Origin of the sequence: Aequitasia blattaphilus (assembly GCF_024721305.1) — a bacterium.
GTDB classification, from domain to species: domain Bacteria; phylum Bacillota; class Clostridia; order Lachnospirales; family Lachnospiraceae; genus Aequitasia; species Aequitasia blattaphila.
Window position 1 is genome coordinate 1 of the sequence record NZ_JAMXOD010000028.1, and the last position, 12,060, is coordinate 12,060.

The window sequence follows — 12,060 nt, forward strand, 5'->3', positions numbered from 1 at the left end:
ACAAACCGTAGGGCATACGGGGATAGCCTGCAGATACTTATTCCATTGGGAATATTGAACAGGAAGCCCCCACTTCAGAATGATAGCATTCAAGTGGTGGGAGTATGTCACCAACCTGTGAAATAGAGGGAATTGTGCTCTCGGAAAAGCCAATCGAGTTAAAAGGAGCTATTGTAAATACGTATCAGGCAGTTGGGCTGGCAAAACGTCTGGGGATAATAGTTCGTTCAACAAGTGAAGAGGAATAGGAATAAGGACGGAATTGAAATAAACAAATTTCAATTCCGTCCTTAATGACGTCCTTAATATTTAGGTCCTTTCCAATAAATCGGATCATAGACAATGGCCTCAGAGGGGAGCTGTACATCTTTTAACGCCCATTTTTTAAATTCCTCAAATCCGGTGCGGTCTACAATATAACCGACATGTTCTTTGCCCCCAGGAGCGTCTTTTGCAATATATTCTTTGACATAATCGTAGGTATTTAAGATAATTTTAATTATACTTTCTTCATCAATCCATTTTATGAAATCTTCACCTAAACGAGGATTTCTTTTCCCGGTACGGCCAAGAAGAGTGAGACGGTACCGTTTGTTTTCGCCTTCACCGCGAGTCCATGCACGCATAGGACAATTAATAACACATTCTCCACAGCCAATACATTTTTCTTCGTTTCGTCTCGGTCTTTCGTTAATCATTTCGATTGCCTGAACGGATTTTTTACGGCAATATTTTTCACAAGCACCACAGGATACACACCGACTGGGGTCAAAAGAGGGAGAGGTCATTCCTATAATTCCAAAATCATGCATACGAACTTTGGCGCAATCGTTTGGGCATCCTGTCAGGGCAATTTTAAAATGCAAATCATTGGGGAAGATTGCTTTTTCAATTCGTTTTGCAAACCCGGAGGTATCATAGCATGCATAGGGACAGACTCTGTTTCCGATACATGCAGTGACGTTTCGTGTTCCGGCTGCAGGATAACCTGAATTTGGTACAGTTTGATTGATATCCAAGGCTTCAATGATGGGTTGGAGAAGTTCATTTACCTTATCCATGTCTTTAAATTCGATTCCTGGAACCTCAAATCCTTGACGGGAAGTAATGTGGACAGTTCCGTTGCCATAAGTTTCCGCAATTGCCTGGATTTGACTGAGAAGCTGGGCATTTAAATGTCCCCCTGGAACCCGGATGCGGCTGGCAGTTTTTCCGCGGACTTTTGTGACCCGGAATGCATTCTTTTTAAGCTTTTTTGTATTTAAATCCATTTTCAGCCTCCTAATCTATCAATGTTTTGCCCTTTGTATAATTGAATACAGGACCATCGACACAAACGTACACATCATTAATCTTACAGTGACCGCATTTTCCAATTCCACAACACATCTTTCGTTCCTGGCTAATCCAGATGTTTTCTTCTGGAATGGAAATATCCAAAAGACCGAGACATGTAAATTTCATCATTGGTGGAGGTCCAACAACGATGGCTGCTGTATTGGAAATATCTGTGAAAGTCAATTGGGGAAGATATTCTGTAACAAGTCCTATTTGACACTCGAAATCAGCTTCTCCACAATCTACAGTTAAAATAACGTTTGCGGTTTTTTTCCATCTGCTGATATCCTGAAAAAACAAAATATCGCCAGGGGTCTTAAAACCTGCAATTACAGTGAGACTCTTTACTTCTTGGGGGTGTGTTGCAAAGTAATCAATTACTCCGCGAACTGGAGATAACCCAGTACCACCAGCGACAATAACAAGCTCTTTTCCACGATAATCATCGAGATTAAATCCATTTCCATAAGGACCGCGCATAAGGAGAGAATCTCCTTTATAATGTTCGAAGATTTCCTCTGTTACCTTCCCGACTCGACGTATTGTTAATTCCACATATCCCTGGCCGATACCAGAAACGGAGATAGGTGCTTCACCATATTTGGGAATAGAGACTTCGAAAAATTGTCCAGGTCTCACCTTTCCTTCATACTCCATGCGAAAGGTATATTCGATAGCAGTATGTTTTGTAATATCTAGAATACGAGAGGAGAAGGGGATATATTCATTCGTAATCATTGTTCTGACACCTCCTTTGTCATTTCATCTAATTTGTTAATGGCGTTGGAAAAGCTGATATACTCAGGACAGACATCATCACATCTTCCGCACCCGACACACATATGGTATCCAAAGCGTTCTTTGTAATCTAAAACCTTGTGTAATACTTTAAAGCGCATACGTTCACCGTAAGTTTTTCGATAGCTTCCCCCACCGGCAACATCTGTAAATCCATCCACCATACAAGAAGCTTGAACCCGCCTTCTTTCCCCTGCTTTTCCGTTATCAGTATAAAAGATATCCTGCATGGTAAAGCAGGTACAAGTAGGACAGCTATAATTGCATCTTCCACAGGCAATGCAACGGCTATCGTATTCCTTCCATAATGAGCTTTTTGCTACAGATGAGGACAAGTCAGAAGGGATGGTTACATGTACCTGGTTTTGCGTTACGTATTCAGGTTCAACCGATAGTTTTTCGAGTGCATTTTCTTCCATTATTTGAATCCAATCAGGGTTTTTACAATCTACTAAAAGACTGTCCTCGTGGAAGTTGATAGCGGCATCATATTCAGTTGATACATTGGATTCCATATCAACACAAAAGCAATTCTGAAAAGAACTTGGACATCCAATTAAAAAGATTTTGAGGTTTTCCCGCAATCTTTTGTAAAAGTAATCCTCTCCGCCGTTGTGCAGATAAATTTCATCCAGTCGTTTTAGAGCATGGATATCACAACTTCGCAGGAATAGGATCGAGCTTTTACTAGTAGGGTTTGCCTCGCGAACGTAATCTTCGGTAAAGTAAAACAAGGTCTCTGAGGCAGGGATAAGAGCTTCTTTAAATGAGTGAGAACTTTTTTCTTTCAGCTCCATTTCCTCCAGAGAAGATACTTCATCGTATCGAATTGAGTCGGTATCTGAAAATGCTCCTTCTAAAACAAAACGCTTTGGGGCAAAAATACGATATTCCTGCTGGAGCTTCAGAAGAACTTTGTTGAAAGTTTCTGTGTTGAATTGATAACCCATTATTTCACATCCTTTCTTTTTCCAATGATATGATATGGAAGAGCAATCAAAAAGATTCCACCAATCATATTTCCAAGTGTGACAACAAATATGTTGTAAAGATATCCGGACAGGCTAACAGCTTCTCCCATAGGTGAGAGTAGGGAGATTGTAAGTAAAGTCATATTGGCTACACTATGTTCAAAGCCAGAGGTGATAAAGGCAAAGAGGCACCAGAAAATCATAATGAGCTTTCCGCTTTCGCTTTTACACCGTATTCCACACCATACACCGAGACAGACTAAGGCATTACAAAGTACACCACGAAGTAGAAGCTGAAAGAAAGGTATACTCATTTTGGCTGCAGCGGTGGAAGCAATAAAGGAACCAACTCCGCCAGTCGCATATCCGGCAAGCCAGAAGAGCAGGGCAAGGAAAATGGAGCCAATCCAGTTTCCGATCCAACAGGTAATCCAAAGCTTGACAGTATCTCCTAATGTGACAGTTTTGCTCAGTGTTCCCATTGCCAGAACCATATTATTTCCTGTAAAAAGTTCGCTGCCTGCAATGACTACTAAGCTCAAGGCAATTCCAAAGGATACTCCCATAACGATTTTGGTGTACGGTGCGCCCTCCAGTAGACCACCGATTGTAAAGATGAGTAAGGTTCCAAAGCCAACGTAGGCACCAGCCAGCATAGCAGCTAAGAAATAACCAATAGGATTGTTTCTTAGAAAGCTCACCTTGCTTTTTGCTGCGTTTGCAGCAGCGAATAAATCATCTGTAAACAAAAAAATCCCTCCTTTAAATGTTACTATTTTTATATTGACAAAATAATAACATTCAAAGGAGGATTCTACCGTGATTTATATCACGGAGCCTTAAAGTATTCCATAAGCCTATTTCGATTGGGGATGATAAAATATTTACCGTTCTGAATGAGTAGTCCTTCATCACTTAGGAGTCTTAGCTGTCGTGAAACAGTCTCTCTTTTAGAACCTAACATATCTGCAAGGTATGTGATTGTTAACTCCAGATTTATCTGCACTCCCTCCTGGCAAGGAGTTCCGTGGTCTTGGGAAAGCTTCCAAAGTTTTGCGGCAATTCTTTTGTCTCCCCGCAAAGAGCCAGTAGTGTTTTTCATTTGACGATAAAGACGACGTATTTTTGTCGCCATAGAATCCATGACAGCTTTGCAAAGGGGATAATCATTCTCCAGGACTTTTTCGAATTCTTTAATTGGGAAATAGAGAACTAAGGAGTCGGAAAAGGCTTCACAATTAATTGAAGCAGGTAGGTCTTGAAGCATAACCTCATTCAACATATTCCCTGAACCATAGACAAAAATAACCTTTTTCTCGCCGTTAGCGCTTTGTTTATATAAGGAAATCTGTCCTTCCATTACAAAATATAAATACTTCACCGACTCTTTATCCCAGAAAAGGTGGTTTCCTTTTTTGATTTTTTTCTGCTTGGCAATACGCACTAGGGCAGAAAGAGATGCTGGAGAGGCTTTTTGAAGGACTTCACATATTAAAAGTGATTTTTCAGAGACTTGTGGTAGCATATTAAGACTCCTTTACGTTTTTTATTATTCTATCCTTTTTTTAGAAATGAATCAATAAAAAGTAAAAAGTAATCTTTGTATTGACAGTTCTTATAGAAAAGCAATATAATAATACAGGTCACATTTACATCTGTAGCTCAGGGGATAGAGCACTGCCCTCCGGAGGCAGGAGCGGCGGTTCGAATCCGCCCAGATGTGTTTAGGAGAAGGAAGATGGGGTATAAAAAGGCATTTAAAAAAGCATTTCCATATACGATTCCGGTATTAACCGGATACTTATTTATTGGAATAGCCTTCGGCGTGATGTATGCTGAAAAGGGCTATTCTTTTTGGTGGGCGATACTTATGAGCTTACTGGTATTTGCAGGATCGGGACAGTATCTGGCGGTTAATTTTTTTGTGCCGGGTTTTTCGTTGATTCAAGTTGTGCTGTTAACCTTGATGGTAAATGTACGACATATTTTTTATGGAATATCATTACTAGATAAGTTTAATAAAATGGGAAAAAAGAGATGGTATATGATTTTTGGCTTGACAGACGAGACCTATTCTCTTTTGGCAACAACAAAAACTCCAGAAGGAGTGGAAGAGGAGAAGTTTCTTTTTGCAATTGCTTTGTTGGATCAGTTTTACTGGGTATTTGGTTCTTTTTTAGGAGGATTAGCAGGAACTTATATTAAGTTTGATTCTACCGGAATTGATTTTGCGATGACATCACTTTTTGTTGTACTTTTTATTGAACAATGGATGGAGACGAAAAACAGAAGACCTGCTCTTGTGGGTATTGCACTTTCTGCTTTAGGAGTCTGTGTGTTTGGAGCAGATCGGTTTGTCTTTCCGACGATGATTTGTATTATTATCGTTCTTCTGGCTGGGAAAAAAGTTTTTGTAAAGGGAGGAGAAGAGTATGCGGGTTAATGCACTTTTATCGTTTGTCATTATTCTTTTAGTCGCTCTGACCACTTTTGCAACAAGAGTAGCGCCGTTTTTGCTTTTTCCAAAAGGCAAACCAATTCCACCGACCGTGAAGTACTTAGGAGACGTATTGACACCTTCTATTATAGGACTTCTTGTGATTTATTGTCTGCGGAATGTATCACTGACGAGCCATCCATTTGGATTGCCAGAAGTAATAGGAGTATTGATTACAGGAGCACTTCATGTATGGAAGAGAAACACTCTTTTAAGCATTGGAGTTGGAACGATTTCCTATATGATTTTAGTACAGATGGTATTTTAAAAAGCTGTAAAACACTTCAAGAGAGAAGATGTTTTACAGCTTTTTTTACAAATCGATTTTCTTATCCATAAGATAATGTATGACAAAATACGATAGTGTCGAAAGTATGATGATTACAATTGACAAAATTCCATACGTAGAAAACAAAAGGTGTGGAAGATTGCGAATGCTTTCAAAAGTAGAAGTTGATTTTACAAAGAGTGGCAGCATTACAATAGAGCTAATCATGCTATAGGCAAAATTAAGAACAAAATAAAAGGCAATGGAAGCGAGTATTTTGTGATTGCTAAATAAAGAGCCTAAAGCAATTGCTAAATAAATCAATGCGATGGAGCAAATAACGCTAAGCAACGTGAGAATAACAGTAGCAATTAGGAAGAAAGCGACTTGGAAAGAATTATGAAATCCAAATACTTGAAAAAATACATTCATTCCTCCTATTAAGTTAGTTGCTTTAAAAAAGGATGGAGTAAAAATTACAAATGCAGTACAAAAGGTAATGAGAATTGTATTGACAAATCCCCAGACGATTCCCACAATTGTTTTCGATAGAAGATGAGAAAGTGAAGAGACGGGTAAGGTACGCGCCAGATAACCTTTCTCGGTAAATAAATGTTTGTAAAAACGAAGAGCGATAATAACGTAGGTTCCCAGAGATATCGCAATGTTACCAATGTAGAATAGCAACACAAACAAAAAGGTAAATAAGCTTAGAGGATTATTTTCGCTATAATCAATGTGATTAAAAACGAAAAAACGGGAAAAGATTGTAAATAGCAGAAGTGCACTATGTAAAATCAGTAAAGGGATACTGATTGCTTTGAAGTCGTATTTTATTAATTTACCTAGCATCGAAATACCTCCCGGAAAAGTTGGTCTACGGATTTGTGGTGTTGCTCTCTTACCTCATCGACAGTTGAGTTTAAAATGATTTGACCATTTTGCAAAAAGAGTACACGGTCAATGATATTTTCGATTTCACCAATAAGATGAGTAGAAATAAGCACTGTCGCATCTGGATTATAGTTGGATAAAATTGTATGAAGGATATAGTCCCTGGAAGCGGGATCAACGCCACCAATTGGTTCGTCTAAAATAAAGAGCTTTGCATCCCGGCTCATGGTTAAAATCAGTTGAACTTTTTCTTTGGTTCCTTTTGAAAGGGTACGGAGACGGCTTGAGGGGTTGATGCCTAAATCAAGAATCATCTGGTGTGCCTTTACAGGATTGAAATTTTTATAGAAGTCATTAAAATAAGTAACGAGTTCTTCTACCTTAAGGTGTTCATCTAAACTAAGTACATCAGGAAGATAGGAAATATCCTCTTTTGAGTGAATCCCAACGGGATTGCCGTTTACGTAGATAATTCCCCCTGTCGGAATGAGACAGTCATTAATCATTTTAATTAATGTAGTCTTTCCGCTTCCGTTTGGTCCTAATAATCCTACGATCTGTCCGCTGTAAAGTGTTAAATTCAATTGATTGATTGCACAGAAGTTATTGGCATATTTTTTTGTGAGTTCAATGCACTCTAAGATTTTATTCATCCTCATTCTCCTTTAGTTCATCGATTAAGTGTAATATTTCTTCTTTCGAAAAGCCCAGCTGCTTCATGTTCTCGACAAAATCCTGGGTGTTTTTTGTTGCCAAAGATTTTTTTAGGCTTTTAATTAAGGTTTCATCCTCTGTTATAAATCTTCCGCTTGTACGCCTGGAATAAACCAGTTTGTTGCGTTCTAATTCTGACAATGCTTTTTGCATTGTATTTGGGTTTACAGCAGCATCTACTGCCAGATCACGAACCGAAGGAAGCTTGTCACCAGGTTTATATACACCAGATATAATATCTTTTTCGATTTTTTCCATAAGCTGTAAGTAGATAGAACGACTATTATCTAAATTCCATGTCATAGTGTTATCCCGCCTTTCAAAGCTTGTACTATATGTATAATACAATAATACGAAAAACAAAAAAAGTCAAGCGAATGCCTGACTTTTAAAGAAAAATGATATATGAAAATTATTTTTTTTCAAATTTACTTTTGGGAACACCACATACTGGACATGTCCAAGTATCAGGGAGGGACTCAAAAGGTTCTGGTTGGTCGTATACGTAGCCGCATACACTGCAAACCCAAGTTTCTTTCGTTTGAGGTTCCTCTTTTGGAATGTAGGTAGGTGCATTTTTAGGAGCCCTGCCTTTTATCACTTTGTGATAGTAGGAATAGGTCATGGGGTTATCCTCAGACAGAACATCGCCATCAAGAACCTCCCCTAAGAATACGGTATGAGTAGAGGTTTCCATCTTATCAATAACCTTGCAAATAATATACCCACAAGTGTTTTTTAAGATGGGGAGACCTTCTTTAGTATCGTAATCAATTCCAGCAAACTTATCGATGTCTTTTCCGCTTTTGAAACCAAAGGTTCCAATTAATGTATTATCTGTATTTTCGCCTAGAATATTGATGGCAAAATAGCCGGATTCTTTTATGCACTGATTGGTATAGTTGTCGTGGTTCATACTAAGTGCCAATGTGGCAGGAGAAGATGTAATCTGCATAGAACTATTTGCGACACAGCCAGTGGGACGATTCTTATCCAAGGTAGTGATAACATAAAGACCATAGGATATCTGATGAAAAACTTTTGTGTTCATAAATATTTACCTCCTTAATGCTTATTGTTGAATCAAAAATAACATAAAGATAATTTTTTTGCAAGGGATGGGAACCTGTGATAGAATAGTGGCTGAACCTATGATAGAATAAGGGAATGACAAGTGATTTCAGGAGGAAAATATGGAAAAGTTTATAGATATTTTAGATAAAGAATTGGGAAATGCATTCGAGTCTGCCGGATATGATTCTGCTTTGGCAAAAGTGGTTCTTTCAAACCGACCTGACCTATGTGAATACCAATGCAATGGTGCGCTTGCAGGAGCGAAAAAATATAAAAAGGCACCAATTATGATTGCAAAAGATGTTGAGGCGATTCTGAAGGAGAATGATATCTTTAAAGAAGTGGAAGCAGTAGCACCGGGATTTCTGAATCTATCAATTGATGAGAAGGTTATCTGTGATTATTTAAGCGGAATGAGTGGGGAAGAGAATCTAGGAATCCAAGAGGCAAAAGAACCACAGATGATCATGGTAGATTATGGCGGTCCAAATGTGGCAAAGCCTCTTCATGTAGGACATCTTCGTTCGGCAGTCATTGGAGAAAGTATTAAAAGAATTGGCCGTAAGATGGGACATAAAGTACTAGGAGATATTCATTTGGGAGATTGGGGCTATCAGATGGGACTTATTATTACGGAGGTGAAAATACGTCATCCGGAGTTGCCTTATTTTGATGCTGAGTTTACGTATGCTTATCCTGATGAAGCGCCGTTTACAATTAATGAATTGGAGGAAATCTACCCAACGGCAAGTGGAAAAGCCAAGGAAGATGCTCAATATCGGGAGGAAGCATTAAATGCCACTTTCCAATTGCAAAATGGGAATAAAGGCTACTATGCTCTCTGGAAGCATATTATGAATGTTTCCGTTACAGATTTAAAGAAGAACTATGAAAAATTAAATGTACATTTTGATTTGTGGATGGGTGAATCCGATGCTCAAAAATACATTCCGCCAATGGTACAGAAAATGAAGGACGATGGATATGCACATGAAGATGATGGTGCTTTGGTAGTGGATGTAAAAGAAGAGACGGATACAAAAGAGATTCCGCCTTGTATTATTTTAAAGTCGGACGGAGCGAGTCTTTATAGTACAACAGATTTGGCAACCCTGGTTCAAAGAGAAAAGGATTACAATCCAGACAGTATTACTTATCTGGCAGATAAAAGGCAGGATCTTCACTTTCTTCAGGTTTTTCGTGCAGCAAAGAAAACAAAGATTGTACCAGAGGATACGAAATTAACCTTTTTGGGCTTTGGCACGATGAATGGAAAGGATGGAAAACCATTTAAAACTCGAGACGGAGGTGTTATGCGCCTTGAGTCTTTAATCTCGGATATTCAGGAGGAAATGTTTAAGAAGATTACGGAAAACCGTGTAATAGACGAAACAGAGGCAAGAGAGATAGCACAGGTAGTTGGAATTGCAGCACTTAAATATGGAGACTTATCAAATCAGGCAGCAAAGGATTATGTGTTTGATATGGAACGATTCACTTCCTTTGAGGGAAATACAGGTCCTTATGTACTGTATACCATTGTGCGTATCAAATCCATCTTAAATCGTTACGTTGAAGGAGGCGGAAATCTGGAAAGTGTAAAGCTCATGATGGCAGACAGTAAGGGCCAGAAAGAATTGATGATGGAGGTTCTTAAGTATAATGAGGTAATGGAGCAGGCATTTGTAGAGCAAGCGCCCCATAAGATTTGTGGGTTTATATATGACATAAGTAATAATTTTAATAAATTCTATCATGAAACAAAAATTTTGGCAGAAGAGATTGAAGAAAAGAAGGAAAGTTACATTGCACTTCTTTTATTGACGAAACGAGTTTTAGAGTCCTGTATTGATGTACTGGGATTTGAAGCGCCTGAGAGAATGTAAAAATAACAGAGTTTGCAGTTTGCAAACTCTGTTATTTTATGGAATCCTATAGAGCTATTTTCATTACATCAGCATCAACAGCCCATAAAAATTTCTCTAAGTCTTTATATGTTATAAATACGGTCGCGGTATTCGTTAATGGGTGAATACCAAGTCTTTTTGCTTTTGTCAGATCTTTATCGATAAAGAACTCTACGGAATGATTCGTATCGTTAATCAGTCCAAAGGGAGTGACACTTCCTTGGGTGAGGCCTAAGTACTTTTCTAAGCGTTCTTCAGAGGCAAAACTTAGGTTGCCGCCGCCAATCTTTTTACCGAGGGATTTTAAATCAACGGTCTTGTTTTCATCACAGGTAATAAGAAAATGTCTTTTGCCTTTCGAATCTCTTAAAAATAAATTTTTACAAAGAGTTCCTTTTTGGGGAAGGCCAAGTTCATCCATATCCTCCATGGTATAGACTGGCTTGTGATCTACAGCTTCATACTGAATTTTCAATTTGTCAAGTTCGTCATAAATTGCTTGTTTATCCTGGGTCATCAATCATTCCATCCTTTCATCTCGTGCTTTGTGTTAATTATGAGGGAAAAAGAGGTTAACGTCAATGGCTTCTTTGTTTTCCTTGCATAATAGGAGAGAAGGAAGTAGAATAGATAAGGTAATCAAAAAGCGAGGTAGAAAATGAATCAAAACACAGTAACAAACCGATTTTTTTATATATGGATGCCGGCAATTATTCACCAAATTGGATTGATTGCAGCAAGTATGGTGTCAGCATTTATCTTTATTTTTATGTACTTTTCAAAAAATCCGGAACAGGCAGAACAGGCTTTGGTTGACCGAAGTGTAATGGAAAAGGTTTTGGAAGAAGTGCTAAAAATAGCAAACGAAAATGTAGTTATTACAACAGGAATTGCTTGTCTTTGTCTTCTTCCGATTTTTATCTATATGTTTCGTAAGGATGAAGCGAAGAGAAAAGCAGCAGGAGTTGTATACAGCAAAAAAGCACCTGTTTTTATGTATGTTTCCTTACTGCTTTTTTGCCTGTGTAGCCATTATGTATTACAGAATATTATTAATCTATCCGAGATAACTACTAAGGTGGAGAGCTACGAGGCAGTACAAAGAACCTTATATGCAAAAGGCATCGGAGTCCAGATTCTTGTTTTGGGAATTCTAAATCCTATTTGCGAAGAACTTATTTATCGAGGCTTGATCTTTCGAAGAGAAAGGGAGAGTGGCGGTTTTTTACAAGCCGGAATTTTCTCCAGTTTAATTTTTAGTGTAGTCCATGGCAATATGGTACAAATGATATATGCCTTTGTAGTGGGAATTCTGCTTGCTTATTTGTATGAAAAATTTGGTAGCGTATGGGCTCCAATTGCAGGACATATTATTATGAATATGACATCTGTTTTGTTGACATATTTCAAATTTTATCAGGTGATTTATCAAAACATAACTTTCGTAATGATTTCAACAGTTTTGGTGGCTGGTGGGGCAGCAATTATATTTTTGTGGATACGCAATATTGAGGAACAACAAGAAACAATTGTGAAAAATGAAGAACAATAAACCCGTTTTCGCCGAATTGTCAAATTATCAGACAATTCGGCGAAAAG

At 38.3% G+C, this 12,060-nt stretch carries 15 protein-coding genes and 1 tRNA gene; 6 read left to right on the plus strand and 10 right to left on the minus strand.

Annotated elements, in window-relative coordinates:
- Positions 1-104 precede the first annotated feature (104 nt).
- The gene (locus NHH15_RS13790; RefSeq protein ID WP_262067235.1) at positions 105-248 is read left to right on the plus strand and encodes a hypothetical protein; all 144 of its coding nucleotides are present in this window, start codon (positions 105-107) and stop codon (positions 246-248) included.
- A 54-nt stretch (positions 249-302) separates the two neighbouring features.
- Here the strand turns inward: NHH15_RS13790 and asrC are convergent, their stop codons facing one another.
- The 5 genes from asrC to NHH15_RS13815 form a co-directional block, all read right to left on the minus strand.
- Complete coding sequence (gene asrC / locus NHH15_RS13795; protein ID WP_262067236.1) at positions 303-1,271, minus strand: sulfite reductase subunit C; 969 nt, start codon at positions 1,269-1,271, stop codon at positions 303-305.
- A 10-nt stretch (positions 1,272-1,281) separates the two neighbouring features.
- A complete protein-coding gene (gene asrB, locus NHH15_RS13800) occupies positions 1,282-2,076 on the minus strand; it encodes an anaerobic sulfite reductase subunit AsrB (protein WP_262067237.1) in 795 nt (264 codons plus the stop codon).
- Positions 2,073-3,086 carry an anaerobic sulfite reductase subunit AsrA gene (gene asrA / locus NHH15_RS13805; protein WP_262067238.1) on the minus strand — a complete coding sequence of 338 codons (1,014 nt, stop codon included), beginning with the start codon at positions 3,084-3,086 and terminating at the stop codon, positions 2,073-2,075. Before asrA ends, asrB begins: the two co-directional genes overlap by 4 nt.
- Positions 3,086-3,856 carry a formate/nitrite transporter family protein gene (locus NHH15_RS13810; protein ID WP_262067239.1) on the minus strand — a complete coding sequence of 257 codons (771 nt, stop codon included), beginning with the start codon at positions 3,854-3,856 and terminating at the stop codon, positions 3,086-3,088. Before NHH15_RS13810 ends, asrA begins: the two co-directional genes overlap by 1 nt.
- A gap of 80 nt (positions 3,857-3,936) precedes the next feature.
- Entirely contained in the window at positions 3,937-4,632 is a 696-nt protein-coding gene (locus NHH15_RS13815; protein ID WP_262067240.1) for a Crp/Fnr family transcriptional regulator, read from the minus strand.
- 126 nt (positions 4,633-4,758) lie between these two features.
- Here NHH15_RS13815 and NHH15_RS13820 point away from each other — a divergent pair.
- The 3 genes from NHH15_RS13820 (at position 4,759) to NHH15_RS13830 (ending at position 5,872) form a co-directional block, all read left to right on the plus strand.
- Positions 4,759-4,830: transfer RNA gene (locus tag NHH15_RS13820), tRNA-Arg, on the plus strand.
- 15 nt (positions 4,831-4,845) lie between these two features.
- The gene (locus NHH15_RS13825; RefSeq protein WP_262067241.1) at positions 4,846-5,550 is read left to right on the plus strand and encodes an AzlC family ABC transporter permease; all 705 of its coding nucleotides are present in this window, start codon (positions 4,846-4,848) and stop codon (positions 5,548-5,550) included.
- Positions 5,540-5,872, plus strand: coding sequence for a branched-chain amino acid transporter permease (locus NHH15_RS13830; RefSeq protein WP_262067242.1), 333 nt, complete (start codon positions 5,540-5,542; stop codon positions 5,870-5,872). Before NHH15_RS13825 ends, NHH15_RS13830 begins: the two co-directional genes overlap by 11 nt.
- A 45-nt stretch (positions 5,873-5,917) precedes the next feature.
- Here NHH15_RS13830 and NHH15_RS13835 read toward each other — a convergent pair whose 3' ends face one another.
- The 4 genes from NHH15_RS13835 to NHH15_RS13850 form a co-directional block, all read right to left on the minus strand.
- Entirely contained in the window at positions 5,918-6,724 is an 807-nt protein-coding gene (locus NHH15_RS13835) for a hypothetical protein (protein ID WP_262067243.1), read from the minus strand.
- Entirely contained in the window at positions 6,718-7,419 is a 702-nt protein-coding gene (locus NHH15_RS13840) for an ABC transporter ATP-binding protein (RefSeq protein ID WP_262067244.1), read from the minus strand. Before NHH15_RS13840 ends, NHH15_RS13835 begins: the two co-directional genes overlap by 7 nt.
- Entirely contained in the window at positions 7,412-7,783 is a 372-nt protein-coding gene (locus tag NHH15_RS13845; RefSeq protein ID WP_262067245.1) for a GntR family transcriptional regulator, read from the minus strand. Before NHH15_RS13845 ends, NHH15_RS13840 begins: the two co-directional genes overlap by 8 nt.
- A gap of 109 nt (positions 7,784-7,892) precedes the next feature.
- Positions 7,893-8,531, minus strand: a complete 639-nt coding sequence (locus NHH15_RS13850; protein WP_262067246.1) for a flavin reductase — start codon at positions 8,529-8,531, stop codon at positions 7,893-7,895.
- A gap of 142 nt (positions 8,532-8,673) precedes the next feature.
- Between NHH15_RS13850 and argS the strand changes: the two genes are divergently transcribed.
- Complete coding sequence (gene argS, locus NHH15_RS13855; RefSeq protein WP_262067247.1) at positions 8,674-10,440, plus strand: arginine--tRNA ligase; 1,767 nt, start codon at positions 8,674-8,676, stop codon at positions 10,438-10,440.
- A 46-nt stretch (positions 10,441-10,486) separates the two neighbouring features.
- Here argS and NHH15_RS13860 read toward each other — a convergent pair whose 3' ends face one another.
- Positions 10,487-10,978 (minus strand): prolyl-tRNA synthetase associated domain-containing protein, encoded by a 492-nt coding sequence (locus NHH15_RS13860; RefSeq protein ID WP_262067248.1) that lies wholly within the window; start codon positions 10,976-10,978, stop codon positions 10,487-10,489.
- A 141-nt stretch (positions 10,979-11,119) separates the two neighbouring features.
- Between NHH15_RS13860 and NHH15_RS13865 the strand changes: the two genes are divergently transcribed.
- Positions 11,120-12,013 (plus strand): CPBP family intramembrane glutamic endopeptidase, encoded by an 894-nt coding sequence (locus tag NHH15_RS13865; protein WP_262067249.1) that lies wholly within the window; start codon positions 11,120-11,122, stop codon positions 12,011-12,013.
- The last annotated feature ends 47 nt before the right edge of the window (positions 12,014-12,060 follow it).